Raw genomic sequence first — 22,501 nt, 5'->3', positions numbered from 1 at the left:
AGAGGACGACGAAACCACCCTTTGAGGTAACCATGCGCGCCGCGCTTTCCCTTGCCGCCCTAGCCCTGGTGGCCGCCTGTTCCACGACCCCGTCGGGTCCGACCGACGCCCAGGTCGAGGCACAGGAGATGGCCCTGGCCCAGGTGCCCCCGATGCGGTGGGGAGAGCGCAACGGCTCTGACGAATGGACCCGCGCCACGATGGAGGCGCTTGACCGCGAAGGCGTGACGATGCTGTCCAGCGTCCCCCATGACATCGCGGAATTCTGCCCCAACTATCGCCAGCTTGCCCCCACCGGCCGCAAGGCGTTCTGGGCGGGCCTGCTGTCGGCCGTCGCGCGGCACGAAAGCACCTTCAATCCGCAGGCCGCCGGTGGCGGTGGCAAATGGATCGGCCTGATGCAGATCGCGCCGGCGACATGGCGCAACTATGACTGCACCGGCAACATCCGCAACGGCGCCGACAACATGGCATGCGCGGTCAAGATCGCCGCACAGCAGGTGGGACGCGACAACGCCGTCGCCCGCGACGACAACGGCTGGCGCGGCGTCGCGCGGGACTGGGCGCCGATGCGCAGCAGCAAGAAGCGCGCGGACATCGCCGCCTGGACCTCCAGCCAAAGCTATTGCAGCGCGCAGGGCTGAGACCGGATCAAGTTGGGGAAAGGGGGCCGGATCGGGCCCCCTTTTTCATGTCAGCGCAGAGCCGACAGGATGCGCGCCCAGGACCGCGCGCCCTTGGCAAAGCTTTCCACGTCGTACTTTTCGTTCGGTGAATGGATGCGGTCGTCGTCGCGGGCAAATCCAACCAGCATCGAATCCATGCCCAGCAGCTCCTTGAAATCGCCCGCGATGGGGATCGACCCGCCGCCGCCGATATAGGCGGCCTCCTGGCCCCATTCCTGCGTCAGCGCATCCTTGGCCTGGCCGAACGCCGGATCGCTGATGTCCATGACGCTGGCGGGCCCGGCGCCGTGGTCGTGGAATTCCACCCGGCAATCGGCGGGAACGAAGCGGCGCACGTGATCCTGGAAAGCCTGGCGCACCGCCTGCGGGTCCTGGGTGCCCGTCAGGCGGAAGCTGACCTTGGCCCGCGCCGTCGCCGGCAGAACGGTCTTGAACCCCGCGCCGGCATAGCCGCCGGCGATGCCGTTGATCTCGGCCGTGGGCTGGTTCCAGACCATCTCCAACGCGGTGCGGCCCCGTTCGCCGATGGGCTGGGACAGTCCCACGCGCGACAGATAGTCGGCGGCGTCGAAATTCAGCGCCTGCCAGTCGCGCGCCAGCTCCGGCGACAGATCCGCCACGCCGTCATAGAAGCCGGGCAGGGTGACGCGACCCGTGTCGTCCTTCAACGCCGCCAGCGCCTGCGCCAGGATCATGATCGGGTTCGCCGCCAGCCCACCGAAGCTGCCTGAATGCAGGTCGCGATCGGCGGCATGGATCACGACCTCCTGTCCCACCAGCCCGCGCAGTTGCGTGGTGATGGCGGGCCGCCCGTCGGCATAGCGCGCCGTGTCGCAGATCATCGCCAGATCGGCGCGCAGGCTGTCGGCATGTTCGATCAGGAACGGTCGCAACGACGGAGAGCCGGACTCCTCCTCGCCCTCGAGCAGCAGGATCAGGTCGGTGGGCAGGGCGCCATGCACGGCCTTCCAGGCCCGGAATGCCTCGACGAAGGTCATCAGCTGGCCCTTGTCGTCGGACGCGCCGCGGGCGCGGATCACCCGTCCCTGGGGCGTATCCTCGATCGCCGGTTCGAATGGCGGGCGGTCCCACAGGGACAGCGGATCCACCGGCTGCACGTCGTAATGGCCATAGAACAGCAGCGGGCGCGCATCGCCACGGGGGCTGCGGGCGGTGATCATCGGATGGCCGGGCGTGTCGTGGACCTGGGTGTCGAAGCCCAGGTCCCGCAGTTCCTGTGCCAGCCATTCGGCGGCGGTCCGCACATCGCCCGCATGCGCCGGATCGGTCGAGATGGACGGGATCTCCAGAAAACGCATCAGCCGTGCCAGCGCATCCTCCAACCCCTGGTCCAGATGCGTCAGGATGTCCTGCAGCCTTGCGTGTTCGCCCATGATTCCTACCTCTTGCGGTGTCGATTTCAGGTTTCTGCCTGCGCCTTTCGTCGAATTGCGACGTTTTCGGCCTGTTTTTTTTGCGCCTTGACCTCTATCAAGGCAGAAAGCGCGCGGTCGGAGAATGATCGCACCCAGCCAGCTATGCAAGGGATCGCCCGCCATGAAATATGATGTCGCCTTGGACAAGGCCCTTGCACGTCTGCACGAAGAAGGGCGCTATCGCACCTTCATCGACATCGAACGTGCGCAGGGCCGGTTCCCGCAGGCGGTCTGGAATCGCCCCGACGGCGAACGCCAGGAAATCACCGTGTGGTGCGGAAACGACTATCTGGGCATGGGTCAGCACCCGACCGTCTTGGCCGCGATGCACGAGGCGCTGGACGCCACCGGCGCGGGGTCCGGCGGCACGCGCAACATCAGCGGCACCACGGTCTATCACAAGCGCCTGGAATCCGAACTGGCGGACCTGCATGACAAGCAGGCGGCCCTGGTCTTCTCCAGCGCCTACATCGCGAATGACGCGACGCTGTCGACGCTGCCCAAGCTGTTTCCCGGCCTGATCATCTATTCGGACGAGCTGAACCACGCGTCCATGATTGAGGGGATCAAGCGCAATGGCGGCGCCAAGCGCATCTTCCGGCACAACGATCTGGCGCATCTGCGCGAGCTGCTGGCCGCGGACGACCCGGATGCGCCCAAGCTGATCGCCTTCGAATCCATCTATTCGATGGACGGCGATTTCGGCCCGATCGAGGGGTTCTGCGATCTGGCCGACGAATTCGGCGCGCTGACCTATCTGGACGAAGTCCATGCCGTCGGCATGTACGGCAAACGGGGCGGCGGCGTCGCGGAACGCGACGGGCTGTCGGACCGCATCGACATCATCAACGGCACCCTGGGCAAGGCGTTCGGCGTGTTCGGCGGCTATATCGCGGCCAGCGACAAGATGTGCGACGCGATCCGATCCTATGCGCCGGGGTTCATCTTCACCACGTCTCTGCCACCGGCGGTTGCAGCGGGGGCCGCGGCGTCCATCGCGCTGCTGAAGACGGCCGAGGGGCAGAAGCTGCGCGATGCGCAGCAGCTGCATGCCCGCATCCTGAAGATGCGCCTGAAATCGCTCGGTATGCCGATCATCGACCACGGCAGCCATATCGTGCCCGTCCATGTCGGTCATCCCGTGCATTGCAAGGCGCTGTCCGACATGCTGCTGCGCGATTACGGCATCTACGTGCAGCCGATCAACTTCCCCACGGTCCCCCGCGGGACCGAGCGGCTGCGCTTTACCCCGTCGCCGGTGCACGATCCGAAGCAGATCGATCACCTGGTCCGGGCGATGGATGCACTGTGGTCGCACTGTGCCCTGAATCGCGCGGAATTGAGCGCGTAATGCAATCCACGGGTGAACTGCTCTCGCCTGCGTGATAACCTTTGGCTAAAGAAGCTTTGGTAGCCTTCGATTCGGAGGCAGCCTATAACAAGCGGATGAGGCATAGGCGATGAGCAGGCTGCGGGCACCTGACCCGGCAGAAGATTTCGTGCAAGTCGGGGATACGGCAGTGTTCCTGGACGATGACACGCGGTTGGGCGATCTGATGCGCGGAGAGCGGGCGACGTTGGGCAAGTCCCTTCTGGACGTCCAGCGCGAATTGCGCATCCGTGCCTCCTATGTCGCCGCGATCGAGAACTGCGACGTCTCGGCCTTTGACGCGCCCAGCTTCATCTCGGGCTATGTGCGCTCCTATGCGCGTTATCTGGGCATGGACCCCGACTGGGTCTTTCGGCGGTTCTGTCAGGAATCTGGCTTTCAGCCGACGCATGGCATGGCTCCTGCCGCTGCCGGGCCCAAGCCGGGCCGCCGTCCGTCCGACCCTGCCGAAGCGCTGGCCAATCCCCGCGCCTTGTTCATCCCTCAGGAACGCGGATTCCTGTCCGAGGTCGAGCCGCGAGCCATCGGCGCGATCTTCGTGCTGATGGCGCTGATCGGCGGGTTGGGCTATGGCGGATGGGCCGTCCTGCAGGAGGTTCAGCGCGTCACGCTGACCCCGGGTGACGATCTGCCCACGGTGGTCGCCGAACTGGACCCGACACAGGGCGCGGGGCTGTCGGACCCTGACATCGACGGCGGACAGGGCAGCGACATCGCGCTGAGCCTGCCCCAGCCCGAGGCGCTGGATCGCCTGTACCGTCCGCAGATCCTCGAGGCACCGGTCCTGACCGCGCGCGACGGGCCCATCGCGGCGATCGATCCCGGTCTGCTGGACAGCTCTGCCACGGTCGAGGATGTGATCGCCTCGGCGGGACAGGTCGCGCAGGTGCCGCTTCCCCAGAACGCGCTGGCGCAGCAGGCCGGCGTGGCGCAGGTGCCGACCGGAACGCCCGGCGCCATCGGCGCCTTGCAGACCGCTCAGCCCGCCGCCGTGGAAAGCGTCGTGCGCACGCTGGCCCCGGATGCACCCCCGTTGGAGCTGATGGCGGCACGTCCGGCCTGGGTGCGCGTGACATCGGCGGACGGCACGGTGCTGCTGGAAAAGATCATGGATGCGGGCGAACGCTTTGCGCTGCCGCCGCTGGAACAGCCGCCCGTGCTGCGGACCGGAAATTCGGGCGCGGTCTATTTCGCGGTCAGCGGCCAGACCTATGGCCCGGCGGCGCCCGGGGCGCAGGTCATCAGCGGGGTGGAACTGTCCCCCGCCAGCCTGACCGAGCGTTATGCACTGGCCGATCCCGAGGCCGACCCGGAACTGGCGCAGATGATCGCGGTGGCGCAGGTCGCGACGCCCGGCCAGACCGAAACCGAGTGAGAGCCGCAGGGCCGGAACCCCGGCCCACCTAGCGCCAGGTGCGTTCCAGCAGGCCGATCCAGTTGTCGCAGGCGATCTTGCGGATCAGGTCGGGGCCGTAACCGGCATCGTCCATCGCTTTGATCAGCACGGGCAGCGCCGATGCGTCGGGCAGATCCCGCGGCATCAGCGCGCCGTCGAAATCGGACCCCAAAGCCACGCCATCCTCCCCCAGGATCTCCAGCAGGTGATCCAGATGCCGGATCATCATGCCCAGATCCTCCAATGGCTGGCGCCGCCCGTCGGGCCGCAGGAAGCTGGAGGCGAAATTCAGTCCGACCAAGCCCTTGCTGTCCGCGATCTGGCGCAGCTGCCGGTCGGTCAGGTTGCGGCTGCTTTCGCTGAAGGCATGCACGGCGCTGTGGCTGGCGACGAGGGGCGCGTCCGACAGCCGGGCCACGTCGTCGAAACCGGCCTGGTTCAGGTGCGACAGGTCCAGCATGATGCCAAGCGCGTTGCAATCCGCGACCAAGGCATGACCTTCGGGGGTCAGCGGGCCGCCCATGTCGGGGCTGGCGGGAAAGGCGAAGGGCACGCCCTCGCCGAACTGGGTGGGCCGCGACCAGACCGGCCCAAGCGAGCGCAGCCCCGCCGCGTGCCACAGGTGCAGCGCATCACGGTCGCGGATCGCCTCGGCCCCCTCCATGTGCATGATCGCGGCGATCCGCCCGGCCGCAATGGTCGCGCGCAACCCTGCGGCGTCGCGCACGATGTCCAGGGTGCCGGTCCGCTCCAGCGCCAGCAATGCCGCCGCTTGTGCGAAAGCCTGGGACAGGGCCACGTCGGACGCGATCTGGGCGGGCAGGGGTAGCTCAAACGGCGGGTTCTCCATCGCGTCCATCGCATGGTCGTCGCCCAGCCCTGCCGGTGTCGGTATCCAGATCGCGAAGAAACCGCCGACCATGCCACCGGCCTGCATCCGGGGCAGGTCCAGATGGCCGGTGCCGTCGCCATGCAGCCAAAGCTGGTCGGCATCCGCGCCCGCCGCCACGACGCGCTGCAGAAAATCGTTGTGGCCGTCGAATACCGGGGTCATGGCTGGTCCTTGCTGTTTCGTCCCGGCAGGATGCACATCGTGCAGCGCCCTGCAATGGCACTTTGCGCCAAGGGGCTTGGGGGTTACGCTGGTGGCAGGACCATGCCCATGAAAGGCCAGCCCATGCCCCGCATCACGCCCGATTTTGACGGCCAGACCGTCATCACCACCTTCGAGGTGACCCCCGGTACCGCGCATGACGTGCTGGACCTGCTGACCGAGGCGTGGGCGCAGGTCATCAGTCGACAGCCCGGCTGCCTGGGCGGGGCGATCCATCTGAACGACGCGCAGACCCGCATCGCCACCTATTCGCAGTGGCGCGACCGCCGCGATTACCAAGCGATGCTGCGCGACCCCGAGATGCGTCGCCGGAACCGCGAGATCCACGGAATGTGCAAGTCGTTCGAGCCCGTGATGTACGAGGTTCAGTCCGTGCATCCCTGATGCTGCACATGCAGAAACTTGGTGCAATCGGCCGCGTTGGACCCTAGGCTGGGCCAAACGCGGGGGATTGTCGCAATGTCAGGTCGGATCATCACGGTGGCTCAGCAAAAGGGCGGATCGGGCAAGACGACGCTGGCCGTCAATCTGGCGGTCAGCCTGCATGCGCGGGGTCATTCCGTCGCCCTGGTCGACACCGATCCGCAGGGCAGCCTGGGCCGCTGGTTCATGGAACGCATGTCCGCGGTGGGAGAGGACGAGGCGATGGATTTCTCGACCTCGTCGGCCTGGGGGGCCAGCTACGAATCGGAGAAGCTGAAGCGTCGGTTCGATTACGTTATCATCGACACGCCGCCCAAGATCGACAGCGACCTGCGCCCGGCGCTGCGCGTGGCGGATCTGGTGGTGGTGCCGGTGGCCACCAGCCATGTCGACCTGTGGGCAACCGAAGGGGTTCTGGATCTGGCGCGGCGCGACAAGGCGGATGTGCTGGTGGTCCTGAACCGCACCCGCCCCAACACGCGCCTGTCGGTCGAAGTGGCGCAGAAGGCGGCCGAGCTGGGTGCGCAGGTGGCCGACACGCAGGTCGCGAACCGCGTCGTCTATGCCGAGACCCTGGGACTGGGTCTGGGGGCGATCGAACGCCCCAAGGGTCCCGCAACAGCCGAGATGGCCGCGCTGACGGATGAGATTCTGGCCCGCATCGGCTGACCCGACCGGGCCAGCCGGTTCGATCAGATCAGCGACACAGCCGTTCGGATTGCGCCGCAAAATTGCGGTAGCGGGCCCAGAAGGCGTTGTCCGCATCACGCTTTGACGTGCGGACCTCTTGGGCGCGATGCGGCTCGCGGAAGAACTGCGCCGCCTGGCGCTGGTCCGACCGGGACAGGGTCTGGTTCGCGACCTGCTGGATGCAGCCGCACAGCGGTGCGTTGCCGCGCGCGCGGTCCGACCGGACGCAGGCGCTGTCGATGGGTCCGGCCATGGCCAGGGGGGTCGTCATGACGATCGCGGCGGCCGCGATCACGAAACGGTTCAGCATGGGACTGTCTCCTCGAAATGCCTCGGACGGCCGCGCGCCGGTTGGTCCGGTTCTTGCCCGCATAGGCCGATCGGGCGATCCTAGCATCAAGCGGCCCGCCGCTCAATCGCGGCGACCCGGGTGATCGGGGTCATGTGGCGGGCAGCGGGCGGGGGGTGAAGCCCGCGGCGGTCAGGGCGGATTGCGCGGTGGCGGGATCCAGCCCCTCGACGGTGACGCGCTTTTCGGGCAGATCGACGGTTGCGCGGCCGCCAGCCCCGGCGACGGCGGCCTCGATCGCGGCCTTGCAGTGGTCGCAGCTCATGTCGGGGACGGAATAGATCATCGGGCGCTCCTGTGCTGGGTCGTTCGATCCTGAAACAGCGCGGCGCCGCCCGCAAGAGGACGACATGACCCTGTTTGACGCCATCGGGCTGGATGCCGACGACACGCTGTGGGAGAACGAGACGTTCTTTCGTGTCACCGAGGCCGAGTTCTGCGCGCTGCTGTCGGACCACGGCGACGCCGAGACCATCGCGGCGCTGCTGTACGACACGGAAAGCGCGAACCTTGCGCGCTACGGTTACGGCATCAAGGGCTTCATGCTGTCGATGGTCCAGACCGCGATCGAGTTGACCGACGGACGCATCGAGGGCCGCCAGATCGCCCGCATCCTGGACCTGGGCGCCGAGATGCTGGCCCATCCCGTGACCCTTCTGCCGGGCGTGGAACAAGCCCTGGACGCGCTGGAGGGGCGGCGGCTGATCCTGATCACCAAGGGCGACCTGATGGATCAGGAGCGCAAGATCGCAGCCTCTGGACTGGCCGAGCGATTCGCGGCGGTGCAGATCCTGGCCGACAAGACGCCCGAGGCCTATGCCCGGGTCCTGATGGGGCAGGGGGTGGAGCCGTCGCGGTTCCTGATGGCGGGCAATTCGATGCGCAGCGACGTGATCCCGGTGCTGGATCTGGGCGGGACGGGAGTCTTCATCCCGCATGACCTGACCTGGAGCCATGAACATGCCGAGGCGCCCGATCATCCGCGCCTGCACCAGCTGTCCGACATGGGCAGACTGCCCGCACTGATCGCCGACCTGGAAGGTGCGGCGTGACCGACAACGGGCGTGCCGCGCTGTTCATGTCCGCATCGATGGCGATGTTCGCGGTCGAGGATGCGTTTCTCAAGGTGCTGACCCGGACGATGCCGGTGTGGCAGTTGCTGGCGATGGTGGGCGTGGTCGCAGGTGCGGTCTTTTGGATGCGTCTGGCGCGGCGGGGAGGGCGTCTTTGGACAGGTGACCTGATCCATCCCATGGCGCTGTTGCGCAATGCCGGAGAGATCGTGGGGGCCGTCTGCCTGGTGACGGCGCTGGCGGTGGGTGATCTGGCGGTGACCTCTGCGATCCTGCAGGTGCTGCCGCTGACGCTGGTGCTGGGCGCGGCGCTGTTTCTGGGCGAAAAGGTCGGCTGGCGCCGCTGGCTGTCGGTGGCGGTCGGGTTCGCGGGGGTGCTGCTGATCCTGCGGCCCGGGACGGCGGCGTTCCAGCCCGCAATGCTGTGGGCGGTGGCGGGCGTCGCGGGGCTGACGCTGCGCGATCTGGCCACGCGACGCATTCCGCCGGGTGTGGCGTCGGATCAACTGTCGGCCTCGGCCTATGGCGCGATGATTCCGGCGGGGGTGGTGCTGGGCGTGCTGGCCGGACCCGCGCCGGTGATGCCCGGCCCGGTCGAGGTGGTCTTGCTGGCGGGGACGGTGGTGTTCGGCGTCGTGGGCTATGCGACGCTGGTGGCGGCTTCGCGTCTGGGCGAGGCGTCGGTCGTCGCGCCGTTCCGATACACGCGGCTGGCCTTTGCGCTGGTCGTGGCGGCGGTGATCTTTGGCGAGCGGCCCGATGCGGCTACCTTGGCGGGGGCGGCGTTGATCGCGCTGGCGGGGGGCTATGCGATGTGGCGCGAGGCGGGGCTGCGGCGCAGGCGCCCCGTCGACAGCCTGGTGCGACCCGGTCCCGGCTGAGATCCTGCCTGCGCGTGGCTTGGGCGCACGAGGCCGCCTGCGGCCCCATCGAGGGGCCTTGGCGGCCGCGCGACCCAGATGGTCGCACCGGTGCGACATCGCGACCGGGAACTCGGACGCGTCGGGAACATTGACATGCCGAACGCCATGGCGCCATCCCGGCATCGTGGCGATTTTTGCATCCCTCAAGGAGGTTTACCATGCCCAAGGCCCTGTTCATCCTGACCTCGCACGACACGCTTGGCGACACCGGCAAACCCACGGGTTTCTATTGGGAGGAGCTGGCCGCCCCCTATTGGATCCTGTCGGACGCGGGCTGGCAGATCGAGCTGGCCAGCATCAAGGGCGGCAAGCCCCCGGCGGACCCTTCCTCGGCCGAGGGCGACGCGATGACCGACGAGGTCCGCCGCCTGCTGGCCGACGAGGCGGTCATGAACAAGCTGGAAAACACCACTAAGGTCGAGGACGTCGAGGTGTCCGGTTGCGACATCTTGTTCCTGCCGGGCGGTCACGGCACGATGTGGGACCTGCCCAATTCGAAGGCGCTGGGCGATCTGCTGGGCCGGGCGTTCGACAAGGGTGCGGTCGTCGGCGCGGTCTGCCACGGGCCGGCCGGGTTGCTGTCGGCGCGTCTCGCCTCGGGTGATCCGCTGGTCCACGGTCGACGCGTGGCGGGGTTCACCAACAGCGAGGAGGACGCGGTCGGCCTGTCCGACGTCGTCCCGTTCATGCTGGAGGACCAGCTGAAGGCCCAGGGCGGCCATCATCAGAAGGGCCCGGACTGGCAGCCCTTTGCCGTCGCCGATGGCAACCTGGTCACCGGCCAGAACCCTGCCTCGTCGGCCGAGGTCGCGCGCCTGATGCTGAAGGCCGCGGACCTTCCGACCGCGCCCTGACACCAAATAACGCAGGGCCGCGAAACCCTCTTTTCGCGGCCTTTGCGGGGCTGTATAGCCCGCCCATGACCGACCTTGACCTCATCCGCAATTTTTCGATCGTGGCGCATATCGACCACGGGAAATCCACGTTGGCCGACCGGCTGATCCAGTCCACGGGCACTGTCGCGGATCGCGACATGAAGGCCCAGATGCTGGACAGCATGGATATCGAGCGCGAGCGCGGGATCACCATCAAGGCCAACACGGTGCGGATCAGCTATCCGGCAAAGGACGGCCGGACCTATGTCCTGAACTTGATCGACACGCCAGGCCACGTGGACTTTGCCTATGAGGTCAGCCGGTCGATGCGCGCGGTCGAGGGGTCGCTGCTGGTCGTCGATGCCAGCCAGGGCGTCGAGGCGCAGACGCTGGCCAACGTCTATCAGGCGATCGACGCGGGCCACGAGATCGTGCCGGTCCTGAACAAGATCGACCTGCCCGCGGCCGAGCCCGACCGCGTCAAGGAGAACATCGAGGAAGTCATCGGCATCGACGCGCAGGACGCGATCCCGATCAGCGCCAAGACCGGTCTGGGCATCCCGGACGTCCTGGAGGCCATCGTCACGCGCCTGCCCGCGCCCAAGGGCGACCGCGACGCGCCGCTGAAGGCGATGCTGGTGGACAGCTGGTACGACGCCTATCTGGGCGTTGTCGTGATGATCCGCGTGATGGACGGGGTGATCCGCAAGGGCGACCAGATCAAGATGATGCAGACCGGCGCCAGCCACCGCATCGACAAGCTGGCCGTCCTGACGCCGCAGATGGTCGACATCGCCGAACTGGGCCCGGGAGAGATCGGTGTCTTCACCGGCTCGATCAAGCAGGTCCGCGATACGCGCGTGGGCGACACGATCACCCAGGAACGCAAGCCCTGTGCCACGGCGTTGCCGGGCTTCAAGCCGGCGCAGCCGGTGGTGTTCTGCGGGTTGTTCCCGGTGGACGCCAACGATTTCGAACCCCTGCGAGACGCCATCGAAAAGCTGGCCCTGAACGACGCCAGCTTCAGCTACGAGATGGAGACGTCGGCGGCCCTGGGGTTCGGCTTCCGCTGCGGGTTCCTGGGGCTTCTGCACCTTGAGGTCATCCGTGACCGGCTTGAGCGCGAATACGACCTGGACCTGATCACCACGGCGCCGTCGGTGGTCTTCAAGCTGCACATGCGCGACGGCGAGGTGCGCGACCTGCACAACCCCGCCGACATGCCGGACCTGACCCATGTCGACCATATCGAGGAGCCGCGCATCAAGGCCACGATCATGGTGCCGGACGAGTATCTGGGCGACGTGTTGAAACTGTGCCAGGACCGTCGCGGCATCCAGCTGGACCTGACCTATGCCGGCGCGCGGGCGATGGTGGTCTATGACCTGCCGTTGGCCGAGGTCGTGTTCGACTTCTATGACCGGCTGAAGTCGGTGACCAAGGGCTATGCCAGCTTCGACTATCAGATCAGCGAGTACCGCGAGGATTTCCTGGTCAAGATGTCGATCCTGGTGAACGACGAGCCGGTGGACGCGCTGTCGATCATGGTTCATCGCGACCGTGCCGAAAGCCGTGGCCGCGCGATGGTCGAAAAGCTCAAGGACCTGATCCCGCGGCACATGTTCAAGATCCCGATCCAAGCCGCGATCGGCGCGCGCGTGATCGCTCGCGAGACGCTGTCGGCCATGCGCAAGGACGTGACCGCCAAGTGCTATGGCGGCGACGCCACGCGGAAAAAGAAGCTGCTGGAAAAGCAGAAGGCCGGCAAGAAGAAGATGCGGCAGTTCGGCAAGGTCGAGATTCCGCAGACCGCCTTCATCCAGGCGCTGAAGATGGACAACTGATCATCATTCCCGAATGAAGGGAATGATGATGCGGCAATGGCTGGCCACGGCCTGACCGATCGACAGTGCGCCATCGCGCGGCCCTGATCCGAACTGGGACAGGCCTGCGCCCTGCGCCTGGCGGGCCGGGTCCAGCGTGAACAGGATGCCCTGACCTGCCTGGCGCGGCTTGGGACTGGCGCGCCAGATGCGCGTCGCGACCGGCTGGTTCATCACCTGCTGCGCAAGATCACCGGCGGCGCACCAGTAATCCGTGTCGGTCCGGCCCGCCTCGAACGGGACCGCGATATCGGTCGCATCGACCTGACGGGCTTCCATGCCATTGCGGGCGGTGAAAGCGTGGGCGGGCAGGGGTAGCGCGAGCAGCGCCATCAGGATGATCCGCATGATGGCCTCATCGTTTCTTTAAGGGATACGTTCAAACGGACCAGACCGGCATCGGGTTCCTTATCCAATGCCCCATGCGCATGAGAAAGCCCCCCGGCAGCACGCTGCGGGGGGCCGTCATGTCTTGCCGATCGATCAGGATCACATCCCGGCTTGAGCCTCGGCGCTTTCCTGCTGGACGACCGCGCCGGCGGTCGAGATGTCGCGTCCCGCACCTTGCACGGTTTCGCAGGCGGCCAGCGTCATCATGGCCAGAACGGCGGTCAGGCCCAGGATCTTCTTCTGCATCGCTCAGTCTCCTTGTGGATAAGCATCTGGGCTTGCAACGCAATATCGGCGCATCGGTTCCGTCTAAAACGCCACGCCGGCGTAAAGGGCCACATTGGCATAGGGGGTGCATTCCCCGGTCCGCACGATCGCGCGGGCGTGGCGCGACGCCGCCTTGAAGTCGTCATGCGACAGCATGGTGACCGGTCCGATGTCGCGTCGCGCGAATTCGGCCTGCAGGTCGGGGGCGGCTTCGGTCGCCATTGCCGAACGTTCGACGACCAGTTCGACCAGCACCGCATCCAGCACGTCGAAGACGCCCGGAATGCCGCGGGTCAGGGCCAGGTCAATGACCCGGACGCCGGCGGGCACGGGCAGCCCGGCATCGCCGATCACCAGCATGTCGCCATGGCCGAAGGCGGCGATCAGCCCTGACAGTTCGGCATGCAGCAAGGTCGTGCGTTTCATCGGTTCCTCTCAGTTCTCGGGCAGGGTTTCGGCCAGATAGGCCATCATGTTGCCTCCCATGACCTTGGCGATCTGCACCTCTGACATGCCCTGGTCAAGCAGTGCCTGGGTCAGTGCCGAAAGATGGGCGGCGTCGAACGGCGTGTCGACCGACCCGTCCCAGTCCGAGCCGAGCGAGACGTGGTCCTCTCCGGCGATCTCGATCGCGGCTGCGATGGCCTGGGCCACGTCGGCGGGCGTCGATCCGCAGACCACGTCCGACCAGAACCCGACGCCGATGATCCCGCCCGCCTGCGCGATGTCCGCGACCAGATCGTCGGGCAGGTTGCGGGGGCTGGGGCAGTGGCGGGTGATGCCGGTATGGGACAGGACCGGCCGCGCGCCCGGAATGGCCAGCACGTCGCGCACCATCTGTGGGCTGGCATGGGTCACGTCGATGATCATGCCGCGCGCGATCATCGCGTCCGCCACCTGACGCCCGAAATCGGACAGGCCCGCGCCGGTGCCGCCCTCTCCGTGCAGGCTGCCGCCCAGTTCGTTGTCGAAGAAATGCGTCAGCCCCATCAACCGGAAGCCCGCGTCATAGAGCACGTCCAGATTGGCCGGATCGCCCTCCAGAGGGTGACCGCCTTCCGATCCCAGCACCGCGCCCAGCACCTGCGCGCCTGCCTGCCGCCGCGCCAGATGGTCGGCCAGATCGGCGCGGCTGCGGATTACCCGCAGCCGGTCAGGTGCGCGATCCGCGGCGTCCTGCAACGCCTGCGCCTGCACCAGCGCCCGTTCGCGCAGCGAGAACCAGCTGCGCGGCGGGCGCAGCTGTCCGATGAACAGGGGCGTGATGTTGTCGCCGGTATCGGTGGAGTTGTGGTCATAGTTCTGGCCGCGGGGGCTTTTCGTGACGGTGGTGAAGACCTGCACCGCCATGTTCCCGTCCAGCAGGCGCGGAACGTCGGTATGACCCCGATCCGCACGGTCCAGCAGGTCGCGGTCCCACAACAACGCATCGGAATGCCAGTCGCCGATCACCAGCCGGTCATGCAGGGCCTGCGCCTCTGCCGTGACCGGCCAGCCTTCCGCAGGTATGGTGACGGGGTTCATCCCGCGTTCGACATAGGCCGGGGCGAAGGTCAGAAACCCCGCCACGCCCATCGCCAGGACCACGCCCGTCCCCAGCAGCACCCGTTTCCACATCGCTCCTCCGATCCGTTGCGCACAGTCTAGCGCGACGGACCGGGGACGCCAGACGGGATCACGCCTCCAGCGCCTCCAGCTGGTCGATCAGGCTCTCGATCATGGACAGGCCCTTGTCCCAGAAGGCCGGGTCGGACGCATCCAGGCCGAACGGTGCCAGCAGTTCGCGGTGATGCTTGGAGCCGCCGGCCTTCAGCAGGTCGAAATACTTGTCCTGAAAGTCCGGCAGGCCGTCCTCGTAGGCGGCATAGAGCGCGTTCACCAGCCCGTCGCCGAAGGCATAGGCATAGACATAGAAGGGCGAATGCACGAAATGCGGGACATAGGTCCAGAACGTCTCGTATCCCGGCATGTATTCGAAGACCGGGCCCAGGCTTTCATGCTGGACGGCCATCCACAGCGCGTTGATGTCGTCGGGAGTCAGCTCTCCCTCGGCGCGGGCGGCGTGCAGGCGGCACTCGAAATCATAGAACGCGATCTGACGGACGACCGTGTTGATCATGTCCTCGACCTTGCCCGCCAGCAGGGCCTTCTTCTGCGCGGGGTCGGTGGTCTTGGCCAGCAGCGCGCGGAAGGTCAGCATCTCACCGAAGACGGACGCGGTTTCCGCCAGGGTCAGCGGCGTCGAGGACAGCAGCTCCCCCTGACGGGCGGCCAGACGCTGATGAACGCCGTGGCCCAGTTCGTGCGCCAAGGTCATCACGTCGCGCGGTTTGCCCAGATAGTTCACCAGGATATAGGGATGCGCGGTCGAGACGGTCGGGTGCGCGAACGCGCCCGGCGCCTTGCCCGGCTTGACGCCCGCGTCGATCCAGCCCCTGTCGAAGAACGGTTCGGCCAGTTCGGCCAGTTCCGGCGAGAAGCCGGCATAGGCGTCCAGAACCGTCGACCGTGCCTCGGGCCAATCGATCACGCGGGGCGCGTCGGTCGGCAGCGGCGCGTTCCGGTCCCAGACCTGCAGCTTGTCCAGCCCCAGCCATTTCGCCTTCAGCGCGTAATAGCGGTGCGACAGGCGGGGATAGGCGGCGGTGACGGCATTGCGCAGCGCCTCGACCACCTCGGGTTCGACATGGTTCGACAGGTGACGGCCGTATTGCGGCGTGGGCATCTTGCGCCACTTGTCCTCGATCGCCATTTCCTTGGCCAGCGTGTTGTGGATGCGCGTGAACAGCCCGACATTCGCGGTGAAGACCTTGGCCAGCGCATGGGCGGCGGCCTCGCGGCGTGCCCGGTCGTGGTCGGTCAGCAGGTTCAGCGTGGCCTCCAGGCCCAGGGTCTCTCCGTCGACGTCGAAGGTCAGGGCGGCGGTCGTCTCGTCGAACAGGCGGTTCCAGGCGGCGGCGCCGACGACCGAAGTGTCGTGCAGGAACTGCTCCAGCTCGTCCGACAGTTGGTGGGGCCGCATCGCGCGCATCCGGTCGAAGACCGGCTTGTAGCGGGCAGGGCCGTCGGCGGCGGTGAACATGGATTCGTAGGTCGCATCGGGGATGCGGTTGAACTCCAGCGAGAAGAAGATGATCGGCGTCGTCAGATCGGTGATGCGCGCCTGCAGGTCGCCCATCTGCTTGGCACGGACCGGGTCGGTGGTGTTCTGGTAATAGCGCAGCCCGATATAGGACATGACGCGCCCGGCCAGGATATTGATTTGCTCGAACGCCTCGACCGCCTCCAGCATCTGCGCGGGCGTCAGGTCGGCCAGCTTGCCCTGGTATTCGGCGGCAAAGGCCTGCGCCTGCGTCTCGATGCGCGCGATGTCCGCGGTCAGTTCGGGGCTGTCGGGGGCGGTATAGAGGTCGCTGAGATCCCATTCGGGCAGGGTGCCGAAATCGCCCTTGGCGCGCGCCGGATCGGTTGCATCGAAGACGGTGTTGCCTGCCATGGTGGGTCCTTTCAAAATGCTTCGGCGTCAGATGTGGACCCTGCCGGGCAGCGCCGCAAGGGGCGCGCCGTCACAGCGCCGTAAAGGCCCCGGCATGGACGACAGCGCTACCCCGGGGCAGGCTGCCGTGGATCTGCAGGCCAGGTCCCGCATAGGGGGATGCCAGATCCGCGGGGACGAAGCCCGATCCGGCATAGACCGTGGGATCGCCCACGACCACGACCGGCCCCGTCGCGGCGCGCAGTGCGGCATCGATCAGCGCCCGACCGATGCCGCGCCGCTGCATGGCCGGATGGACGGCCAGCGGCGCCAAGGCGAATGCCGGTTCCGGCGCCTGCAGGGGCGACAGGGCGACAAGGCCGACCGGCACGCCTTCGACATGGGCCACCAGCGCGTGGGACAGATCGCCATCAGCCCGCAGCGCGCGCAGCAGGCGGGCCTCGGCCGGGCCATCGAATGCGCGTACCAGCAAGGCGTGCAGGGCTGCGTGATCCGACGGGACTTCGGGGCGGATCATGACCTGCGCGGCGTGGCGATGGAAATCGCGACCCATGTCGCGGCTGCGCAGGCCCCAGGGGCTGGATGCCGTGCGGGCCTGATGCGCCGCGAACGCGTCCTCATCGGCAAAGACCTCGGACAGGGTCCAGACCATCGGGTCGTCGGATTGCGCGATGTCAAAGCGCAGGCATCCCGGCTCGGCGCGGCTGGCATCGGCATGATCCTGCAGCAGGTCCAGCGCGGTCAGCATCTGTGCCGTGTCGTGACAGATCAGGCGTCCGTGCAGGGCGACGGGGGCAGGCGACAGGGGCACCGGCGTGCCAGAGGGGTCCAGGGCGGGGGTATGGGCATGGCCGCAGGCGCAATCCATCGGCAGGTCCTTTCGCTGATCGGCGGGCAGCGTGGCGGCACGGCAGCTCCGCGTCAAGCGGCTCAGACCGGATCGCCCGCATCCAGGCGGTCCAGGAACGCGGCCGCGTCGCTGCGGATCTGGCGGCGCTTGTCGGCGTCCATCCGGTCCCAGGTCGCATAAGCGCGCCCGATGCGGGGGTTCGACTGGAACCGGTCGCGATGACGCACCATGAAATCCCAGTAGAGCACGTTGAACGGGCAGGCGCCCGGCCCGGTCTTCTGCGTCACCTTGTAGGCGCATCCGCCGCAATAATCCGACATCTTGGCGATGTAGTTGCCCGAACTGACATAGGGCTTGGACCCAACCACGCCGCCATCCGCGAACTGGCTCATCCCGATGACGTTGGGTGCCTCGACCCATTCATAGGCGTCGACATAGACGGCCAGATACCATTCATGGACCTGCGCCGGATCGATCCCCGCCAGCAGGGCGAAGTTTCCCGTCACCATCAGCCGCTGGATATGATGCGCATAGGCGTGATCGCGGGTCTGTCCCACCGCCTGCGCCATGCAGTTCATCCGCGTGGGCGCACCCCAATAGACCGGCGGCAGGTCGCGGTCATGCACCAGCACGTTGCGCGCGGCATAGTCCGGCCCTTCCAGAAAATAGATGCCACGCATGTATTCGCGCCACCCGATGATCTGACGGATGAAGCCTTCGGCCGAATTCAGGCGGACCTTGCCCGCGGCATGGGCGTCGGCGGCGGCTTGGCACACCTCCATCGGGGACAGCAGGCCCGCGTTGATATAGGGCGACAGGATCGAATGATGCAGGAACGGATCGTCCTGCAGCATCGCGTCCTGATAGGGGCCGAATTCGTCCAGCGAATGGTCGATGAAATGCGCCAGGACCTGCAGCGCGCCGGCCCGGTCGGTGGCATAGCCAAAGGGCCGCAGACGGCCGAAATTGTCGGGAAACCGTGCCTCGACCAGGTCCAGCACCTGCGCGGTCACCGCGTCGGGCTCGAACCGGGGCGGGGGTATCCGCAGCAGATCGGCCTGGGCGGGCTTGCGGTTGTCGTGGTCATAGTTCCACTTGCCGCCCATCGGTAGGTCGCTCTCCATCAGCAGCCCGGTCTTGCGGCGCATCTCGCGATAGAACCACTCCATCCGCAATTCCTTGCGGCCGTCGGCCCAGGCCTCGAACTCCGGCTGGCTGCAGATGAAGCGGTCGTCGGGCAGCTGCGTGACGGGCACGGGCAGGTCGTCCAGCGCGGCGATCAGGCGCCATTCCCCAGACCGCGTGGCGATCACGCGCTCGGCGCCATGCGTCGCGGCATGGCGCAGCAGCTCTCCGGGAATGGACTGGGTGTTGTCCGGATCGTCCAGCGTCGCATAGGCGACGCGGTGGCCGGCCTCGCGCAGACGGTCCGCGAACTTGCGCATCGCGGCGAACAGGAAGGCAATCTTCTGGGGGTGGTGAGGGACATAGCTTGCCTCGGACATCACCTCGGCCATCACGATCAGATCGTCGGGGCGCGCCTCGCGCAGCGCTGACAGGTCAGGTGACAGCTGGTCGCCCAGCACCAGGATCAGACGCATTCCACACCCCCAGAATGACAAGGACGCGCAGGTTGCCCTGCGCGTTCCCGACATGTCATGCGACGCGGTGCCGCGTCATTCCCATTCGATCGTGCCCGGCGGCTTGGACGTGATGTCATAGGTGCAACGGTTGATGCCCTTGACCTCGTTGATGATCCGCGTCGCGGTCTCGCCCAGGAAGTCGTGGGTAAAGGGATAATAGTCCGCCGTCATCCCGTCGACCGAGGTCACGGCCCGCAGCGCGCAGGCGAAATCATAGGTCCGGCCGTCGCCCATCACGCCCACCGTGCGCACCGGCAGGATCGCCACGAAGGCCTGCCAGATCTCGTCGTACAGACCGTGCTTGCGGATCTGGTCGATGAAGACCGCGTCGGCCTTGCGCAGGATCTCCAGCTTTTCGCGGGTGATCTCTCCGGGGCAGCGGATGGCCAGACCGGGGCCGGGGAAGGGGTGGCGACCGATGAAGCTCTCGGGCAGGCCCAGTTCGCGGCCCAGCTCGCGGACTTCGTCCTTGAACAGTTCGCGCAGGGGTTCCACCAGCTTCAGGCCCATCTTCTCGGGCAGGCCGCCGACGTTGTGGTGCGACTTGATCGTGACCGACGGGCCGCCGCTGAAGCTGACGCTCTCGATCACGTCCGGGTACAGCGTCCCCTGCGCCAAGAAATCGGCGCCCTCGATCTGGCTGGCGTATTTCTGGAACACGTCGATGAACAGCCGACCGATGGTCTTGCGCTTGACCTCGGGGTCGCTGACGCCTTCCAGCGATCCCAGGAACAGGTCGGCCTCGTTCGCATGGATCAGCGGGATGTTGTAGTTGTCGCGGAACATCTTGACGACGTCCTCGCCCTCGTTCAGCCGCAGCAACCCGTGATCGACGAAGACGCAGGTCAGCTGGTCGCCGATCGCCTCGTGGATCAGGACCGCCGCCACCGACGAATCCACGCCGCCCGACAGGCCGCAGATCACCTTGCGGTCGCCCACGGTCTCGCGGATCTTGCGGATCGCCTCGTCCTTGTAGCTGGCCATGGTCCAGTCGCCGGTGAAGCCCGCCAGCCGGACGAAGTTCGCCAGCATGGTGCGGCCGTTCGGCGTGTGATGCACCTCGGGGTGGAACTGGACGGCATAGAAATGGCGCGCCTCGTCCGCGATCATCGCCATGGGCGCGTTGGGCGAGGTGCCGATGACCTCGAAGCCCGGCGCAAGGCTGGTGACGCGGTCGCCATGGCTCATCCAGACCTCTTCGCGGCCCGTGTCGAACAGGCCGGCAAAGATGCCGTCGGACTTGTGGCCCGGCGCGGGCGCGATGAAGGCGCGGCCGTATTCGGCGTGGTGCCCGGCCTCGACCCGGCCGCCCAGCTGCTCCATCATGACCTGCTGGCCATAGCAGATGCCAAAGACGGGCACGCCCATGTCGAACACGGCCTGGGGCGCGCGCGGGCTGCCGTCGGTCGTGACGCTGGCGGGGCCGCCCGACAGGATGATCGCCTGCGGCGCCATCTGGCGCAGCGTGTCGTCGGTCACCGTGTTGAACGGGTGGATTTCGCAATAGACGTTCAGTTCACGCAGGCGACGCGCGATCAGCTGCGTCACCTGGCTGCCGAAGTCGATGATCAGAAGGCGCTGGTGCTGGGTCATGGGTGCGCTTTAAGCGCGGTTTCAGCACCTTGCAAGCATTTCGGCGCCGGGGCGGGCGGGAACCGACGAAACCCGCGCGCGTTCGGGGTCAATCACCCCGATCCGTGCAAAAGGTATGTCCCGATGAAGCGCTTGTCCCTTGCCGCCACCTGCGTTCTGGCCCTGTCTGCCTGCCAGATGCCGATTCCCGGCCTGACGGCCCCGCAGGCCCCCGCCGATCAGGCGCTGGCCACAGAATGCCGCGGAGAGGTCGACGCGGGGCTGCGCCTGTCCGCCGCCGTCAACGCCGCCCGCGCGGCCGAGGGCAAGAACGCACTGGCCAGCAGTGCGGAACTGGACCGCATCGCGCTGGCCCATGCCTGCGACATGGCGCGAATGGGCCGCGCTGACGTGGCCGGGTCGAACGGGTCGAACGTCGTCGACCGCGCGCGGTCCGTGGGCTATCCGACCTGCGGCGTGGTCCAGCTGGTCGGCGCCGGCGGCACGCCCGAAGGAACGGTCAACGCGTGGCTTGTCCCCGGCCCGCAGCGGGAACAGGTCCTGGGACAGCTCAGCTATCAAATCGGCAGCGGAGTCGTGCGCGGCGCGGACGGGCGGCTGTGGCACAGCACGGTTCTGGGCAACAACTGCCGCTGAACGGACAAGGGGCGCGGTGTGATCCGCGCCCCTTTTCCATGTCGCCCTTATTTTTCGGGCAGCAGGCCCCGTGGCGCAAACCGCAGCACCAGCAGCAGCACCGCCCCCATCGCGATGAAGCGCATGTGCGGCGCGCTGTCCAGCAGGTGCGCCTTGACCGGCCCGTCGGCCATCGGCCCGGTCAGCATGGCGATCAGGGCAGGACCCCAGACCTCGGCCTTGATCCACAGGAACCAGATGGTGACGGCCCCCAGCACTGCACCCCAGTTGTTGCCAGACCCGCCGACGATCACCATCACCCAGATCAGGAAAGTATAGCGCAGCGGGTTATAGCTTGTCGGCGCCAAAAGCCCGTCCAGCGTGACCATCATCGCGCCCGCGACCCCAATGACCGCCGACCCCAGGATGAACACCTGCAGGTGGCGGCGGGTCACGTCCTTGCCCATCGCCTCGGCCGCGGTCTCGTTGTCGCGGATGGCGCGCATCATGCGGCCCCAGGGCGATTTCAGCGCCAGTTCGGCCAGCAGGATGATGACCAGCAGCACGACCAGGAACAGCGACATGTAGGAAAGTTTGACCCAGATGCCTGACGCCTCGGCCGCGGGGAAGCCCCAACTGGCGGCAAAGTCGACGAAATCAGGGTTGCGCTGCAGGGCCACCTCCTGCGCGACGGGGCGCGGGATCGAGGTGATGTTCTTGACCCCACGGGCCAGCCAGTCCTCGTTCTTCATCACGGCCACGATGATCTCGCCGATGCCAAGCGTGGCGATGGCCAGGTAATCGGACCGCAGGCCCAGGGCGACCTTGCCGATGGCCCAGGCCGCGGCGGCCGCGAACAGGCCGCCCACCACCCAGGACAGCAGCACCGGCAGGCCAAGGCCGCCGATATTGCCGTTGCGGGCCGGGTTGTTCGCCTCGATCGCGATGACCGCGGGATCGAACAGCCAGCGATAGGCGACAAAGCCGCCGATCAGCACGACCGCGGTCAGGATGCCGCTGCGGGTGCGCGTCCAGGCCAGCTTGGCCATGGCCAGCGTTCCCACGCCCACGGCCAGCGCCAGCATCAGCCGCGTGCCACCCGCGGCCCATGCTCCTTCGACCGGGGGCAGCGACACCAGGACGGGGGCCAGCGCGCCCATCGCCAGAAAGCCCACCACGCCCACGTTGAACAGGCCCGCATAGCCCCACTGCATGTTGACGCCCAGGGCGGTGATCGCGGACAGCAGCCCCATGTTCAGAATCGCCAGCGACGTGTTCCAGCTGCCCGAGAACATGCTGTTCCGGACCGTGCCCTCCAGCACGAACAGGATGGCCAGCACCGCGAACAGGATCGGCGCGCGCCAGGGGCTGGCGGATGTCGCGGCTTGACGGTTGGTTGCCATGATCTC

Annotated in this window: 23 protein-coding genes; 10 read left to right on the top strand and 13 right to left on the bottom strand. The window is 67.0% G+C overall.

Annotation, left to right across the window (positions count from 1 at the left end):
• The first annotated feature begins 32 nt into the window (after nucleotides 1-32).
• Nucleotides 33-644 carry a transglycosylase SLT domain-containing protein gene (locus PRL19_RS13830; RefSeq protein WP_045981225.1) on the top strand — a complete coding sequence of 204 codons (612 nt, stop codon included), beginning with the start codon at nucleotides 33-35 and terminating at the stop codon, nucleotides 642-644.
• A gap of 50 nt (nucleotides 645-694) precedes the next feature.
• Here PRL19_RS13830 and PRL19_RS13825 read toward each other — a convergent pair whose 3' ends face one another.
• Nucleotides 695-2,080 (bottom strand): M20/M25/M40 family metallo-hydrolase, encoded by a 1,386-nt coding sequence (locus tag PRL19_RS13825; RefSeq protein ID WP_273743299.1) that lies wholly within the window; start codon nucleotides 2,078-2,080, stop codon nucleotides 695-697.
• Between the two features lie 163 nt (nucleotides 2,081-2,243).
• On the opposite strand from PRL19_RS13825, the gene hemA reads away from it, so the two are divergent.
• Nucleotides 2,244-3,473 carry a 5-aminolevulinate synthase gene (gene hemA, locus PRL19_RS13820; RefSeq protein ID WP_045999074.1) on the top strand — a complete coding sequence of 410 codons (1,230 nt, stop codon included), beginning with the start codon at nucleotides 2,244-2,246 and terminating at the stop codon, nucleotides 3,471-3,473.
• A 205-nt stretch (nucleotides 3,474-3,678) separates the two neighbouring features.
• On the top strand, nucleotides 3,679-4,887 hold the full coding sequence (locus tag PRL19_RS13815; protein WP_420704428.1) for a helix-turn-helix domain-containing protein: 1,209 nt from the start codon (nucleotides 3,679-3,681) through the stop codon (nucleotides 4,885-4,887).
• A 28-nt stretch (nucleotides 4,888-4,915) separates the two neighbouring features.
• On the opposite strand, the gene PRL19_RS13810 is transcribed toward PRL19_RS13815, so the two are convergent.
• Nucleotides 4,916-5,962, bottom strand: coding sequence for a dipeptidase (locus PRL19_RS13810; RefSeq protein WP_273743297.1), 1,047 nt, complete (start codon nucleotides 5,960-5,962; stop codon nucleotides 4,916-4,918).
• A gap of 123 nt (nucleotides 5,963-6,085) precedes the next feature.
• Between PRL19_RS13810 and PRL19_RS13805 the strand changes: the two genes are divergently transcribed.
• Both PRL19_RS13805 and parA read left to right on the top strand, forming a co-directional pair.
• Nucleotides 6,086-6,406: an antibiotic biosynthesis monooxygenase family protein gene (locus PRL19_RS13805; protein ID WP_045981336.1), complete on the top strand. Its 321-nt coding sequence runs from the start codon at nucleotides 6,086-6,088 to the stop codon at nucleotides 6,404-6,406.
• A 75-nt stretch (nucleotides 6,407-6,481) separates the two neighbouring features.
• Entirely contained in the window at nucleotides 6,482-7,114 is a 633-nt protein-coding gene (parA, locus tag PRL19_RS13800) for a ParA family partition ATPase (protein ID WP_045999076.1), read from the top strand.
• Nucleotides 7,115-7,142: 28 nt separating this feature from the next.
• On the opposite strand, the gene PRL19_RS13795 is transcribed toward parA, so the two are convergent.
• Both PRL19_RS13795 and PRL19_RS13790 read right to left on the bottom strand, forming a co-directional pair.
• On the bottom strand, nucleotides 7,143-7,445 hold the full coding sequence (locus PRL19_RS13795) for a hypothetical protein (protein WP_052714596.1): 303 nt from the start codon (nucleotides 7,443-7,445) through the stop codon (nucleotides 7,143-7,145).
• A gap of 130 nt (nucleotides 7,446-7,575) precedes the next feature.
• The gene (locus PRL19_RS13790; RefSeq protein WP_127898633.1) at nucleotides 7,576-7,770 is read right to left on the bottom strand and encodes a cation transporter; all 195 of its coding nucleotides are present in this window, start codon (nucleotides 7,768-7,770) and stop codon (nucleotides 7,576-7,578) included.
• 64 nt (nucleotides 7,771-7,834) lie between these two features.
• Between PRL19_RS13790 and PRL19_RS13785 the strand changes: the two genes are divergently transcribed.
• The 4 genes from PRL19_RS13785 to lepA all read left to right on the top strand — a co-directional run bounded on the left by PRL19_RS13785 (nucleotide 7,835) and on the right by lepA (nucleotide 12,199).
• Complete coding sequence (locus PRL19_RS13785; protein ID WP_273743296.1) at nucleotides 7,835-8,536, top strand: HAD family hydrolase; 702 nt, start codon at nucleotides 7,835-7,837, stop codon at nucleotides 8,534-8,536.
• Nucleotides 8,533-9,438 (top strand): DMT family transporter, encoded by a 906-nt coding sequence (locus PRL19_RS13780; RefSeq protein WP_273743295.1) that lies wholly within the window; start codon nucleotides 8,533-8,535, stop codon nucleotides 9,436-9,438. The genes PRL19_RS13785 and PRL19_RS13780 overlap by 4 nt, the downstream gene beginning before the upstream one ends.
• Nucleotides 9,439-9,638: 200 nt before the next feature.
• Complete coding sequence (locus tag PRL19_RS13775) at nucleotides 9,639-10,334, top strand: type 1 glutamine amidotransferase domain-containing protein (protein WP_273743294.1); 696 nt, start codon at nucleotides 9,639-9,641, stop codon at nucleotides 10,332-10,334.
• Between the two features lie 65 nt (nucleotides 10,335-10,399).
• Nucleotides 10,400-12,199, top strand: coding sequence for a translation elongation factor 4 (gene lepA / locus PRL19_RS13770; RefSeq protein ID WP_127898630.1), 1,800 nt, complete (start codon nucleotides 10,400-10,402; stop codon nucleotides 12,197-12,199).
• Nucleotides 12,200-12,202: 3 nt separating this feature from the next.
• On the opposite strand, the gene PRL19_RS13765 is transcribed toward lepA, so the two are convergent.
• The 8 genes from PRL19_RS13765 to guaA form a co-directional block, all read right to left on the bottom strand.
• Nucleotides 12,203-12,586, bottom strand: coding sequence for a hypothetical protein (locus PRL19_RS13765; RefSeq protein ID WP_273743293.1), 384 nt, complete (start codon nucleotides 12,584-12,586; stop codon nucleotides 12,203-12,205).
• Between the two features lie 141 nt (nucleotides 12,587-12,727).
• A complete protein-coding gene (locus PRL19_RS13760; protein ID WP_064503532.1) occupies nucleotides 12,728-12,874 on the bottom strand; it encodes an entericidin A/B family lipoprotein in 147 nt (48 codons plus the stop codon).
• 63 nt (nucleotides 12,875-12,937) lie between these two features.
• A complete protein-coding gene (gene rbsD / locus PRL19_RS13755; RefSeq protein WP_273743292.1) occupies nucleotides 12,938-13,321 on the bottom strand; it encodes a D-ribose pyranase in 384 nt (127 codons plus the stop codon).
• 9 nt (nucleotides 13,322-13,330) lie between these two features.
• Nucleotides 13,331-14,512 carry a dipeptidase gene (locus tag PRL19_RS13750; protein ID WP_273743291.1) on the bottom strand — a complete coding sequence of 394 codons (1,182 nt, stop codon included), beginning with the start codon at nucleotides 14,510-14,512 and terminating at the stop codon, nucleotides 13,331-13,333.
• Nucleotides 14,513-14,570: 58 nt separating this feature from the next.
• Nucleotides 14,571-16,391, bottom strand: coding sequence for a M3 family oligoendopeptidase (locus PRL19_RS13745; protein ID WP_273743290.1), 1,821 nt, complete (start codon nucleotides 16,389-16,391; stop codon nucleotides 14,571-14,573).
• A gap of 70 nt (nucleotides 16,392-16,461) precedes the next feature.
• Entirely contained in the window at nucleotides 16,462-17,259 is a 798-nt protein-coding gene (locus PRL19_RS13740) for a GNAT family N-acetyltransferase (RefSeq protein ID WP_273743289.1), read from the bottom strand.
• 62 nt (nucleotides 17,260-17,321) lie between these two features.
• Nucleotides 17,322-18,842, bottom strand: a complete 1,521-nt coding sequence (locus PRL19_RS13735) for a cryptochrome/photolyase family protein (protein WP_273743288.1) — start codon at nucleotides 18,840-18,842, stop codon at nucleotides 17,322-17,324.
• A 75-nt stretch (nucleotides 18,843-18,917) separates the two neighbouring features.
• The gene (guaA, locus tag PRL19_RS13730; protein WP_273743287.1) at nucleotides 18,918-20,477 is read right to left on the bottom strand and encodes a glutamine-hydrolyzing GMP synthase; all 1,560 of its coding nucleotides are present in this window, start codon (nucleotides 20,475-20,477) and stop codon (nucleotides 18,918-18,920) included.
• 123 nt (nucleotides 20,478-20,600) lie between these two features.
• On the opposite strand from guaA, the gene PRL19_RS13725 reads away from it, so the two are divergent.
• Nucleotides 20,601-21,113, top strand: coding sequence for a CAP domain-containing protein (locus PRL19_RS13725; RefSeq protein WP_052714591.1), 513 nt, complete (start codon nucleotides 20,601-20,603; stop codon nucleotides 21,111-21,113).
• Between the two features lie 47 nt (nucleotides 21,114-21,160).
• On the opposite strand, the gene PRL19_RS13720 is transcribed toward PRL19_RS13725, so the two are convergent.
• Nucleotides 21,161-22,495, bottom strand: coding sequence for a branched-chain amino acid ABC transporter permease (locus PRL19_RS13720; protein WP_127898621.1), 1,335 nt, complete (start codon nucleotides 22,493-22,495; stop codon nucleotides 21,161-21,163).
• Nucleotides 22,496-22,501: the final 6 nt, after the last annotated feature.

The sequence above is a fragment of the Paracoccus marcusii genome, from assembly GCF_028621715.1.
GTDB lineage: Bacteria > Pseudomonadota > Alphaproteobacteria > Rhodobacterales > Rhodobacteraceae > Paracoccus > Paracoccus marcusii.
The sequence above is the reverse complement of the archived record's forward strand: the minus strand, read 5'-3'. Positions and strand labels throughout refer to the sequence as shown.

Excerpts from the sequence above, each read along its gene's own strand:
- hemA (WP_045999074.1), top strand. The coding sequence starts at position 2,244 with ATGAAATATGATGTCGCCTTGGACAAGGCCCTTGCACGTCTGCACGAA.
- PRL19_RS13720 (WP_127898621.1), bottom strand. The coding sequence starts at position 22,495 with ATGGCAACCAACCGTCAAGCCGCGACATCCGCCAGCCCCTGGCGCGCG.
- guaA (WP_273743287.1), bottom strand. The coding sequence starts at position 20,477 with ATGACCCAGCACCAGCGCCTTCTGATCATCGACTTCGGCAGCCAGGTG.
- PRL19_RS13735 (WP_273743288.1), bottom strand. The coding sequence starts at position 18,842 with ATGCGTCTGATCCTGGTGCTGGGCGACCAGCTGTCACCTGACCTGTCA.
- PRL19_RS13815 (WP_420704428.1), top strand. The coding sequence starts at position 3,679 with ATGCGCGGAGAGCGGGCGACGTTGGGCAAGTCCCTTCTGGACGTCCAG.
- PRL19_RS13725 (WP_052714591.1), top strand. The coding sequence starts at position 20,601 with ATGAAGCGCTTGTCCCTTGCCGCCACCTGCGTTCTGGCCCTGTCTGCC.
- PRL19_RS13830 (WP_045981225.1), top strand. The coding sequence starts at position 33 with ATGCGCGCCGCGCTTTCCCTTGCCGCCCTAGCCCTGGTGGCCGCCTGT.
- PRL19_RS13740 (WP_273743289.1), bottom strand. The coding sequence starts at position 17,259 with ATGGATTGCGCCTGCGGCCATGCCCATACCCCCGCCCTGGACCCCTCT.
- lepA (WP_127898630.1), top strand. The coding sequence starts at position 10,400 with ATGACCGACCTTGACCTCATCCGCAATTTTTCGATCGTGGCGCATATC.
- parA (WP_045999076.1), top strand. The coding sequence starts at position 6,482 with ATGTCAGGTCGGATCATCACGGTGGCTCAGCAAAAGGGCGGATCGGGC.
- PRL19_RS13775 (WP_273743294.1), top strand. The coding sequence starts at position 9,639 with ATGCCCAAGGCCCTGTTCATCCTGACCTCGCACGACACGCTTGGCGAC.
- PRL19_RS13790 (WP_127898633.1), bottom strand. The coding sequence starts at position 7,770 with ATGATCTATTCCGTCCCCGACATGAGCTGCGACCACTGCAAGGCCGCG.
- PRL19_RS13765 (WP_273743293.1), bottom strand. The coding sequence starts at position 12,586 with ATGCGGATCATCCTGATGGCGCTGCTCGCGCTACCCCTGCCCGCCCAC.
- PRL19_RS13825 (WP_273743299.1), bottom strand. The coding sequence starts at position 2,080 with ATGGGCGAACACGCAAGGCTGCAGGACATCCTGACGCATCTGGACCAG.
- PRL19_RS13785 (WP_273743296.1), top strand. The coding sequence starts at position 7,835 with ATGACCCTGTTTGACGCCATCGGGCTGGATGCCGACGACACGCTGTGG.
- PRL19_RS13745 (WP_273743290.1), bottom strand. The coding sequence starts at position 16,391 with ATGGCAGGCAACACCGTCTTCGATGCAACCGATCCGGCGCGCGCCAAG.
- rbsD (WP_273743292.1), bottom strand. The coding sequence starts at position 13,321 with ATGAAACGCACGACCTTGCTGCATGCCGAACTGTCAGGGCTGATCGCC.
- PRL19_RS13750 (WP_273743291.1), bottom strand. The coding sequence starts at position 14,512 with ATGTGGAAACGGGTGCTGCTGGGGACGGGCGTGGTCCTGGCGATGGGC.
- PRL19_RS13795 (WP_052714596.1), bottom strand. The coding sequence starts at position 7,445 with ATGCTGAACCGTTTCGTGATCGCGGCCGCCGCGATCGTCATGACGACC.
- PRL19_RS13760 (WP_064503532.1), bottom strand. The coding sequence starts at position 12,874 with ATGCAGAAGAAGATCCTGGGCCTGACCGCCGTTCTGGCCATGATGACG.
- PRL19_RS13805 (WP_045981336.1), top strand. The coding sequence starts at position 6,086 with ATGCCCCGCATCACGCCCGATTTTGACGGCCAGACCGTCATCACCACC.
- PRL19_RS13810 (WP_273743297.1), bottom strand. The coding sequence starts at position 5,962 with ATGACCCCGGTATTCGACGGCCACAACGATTTTCTGCAGCGCGTCGTG.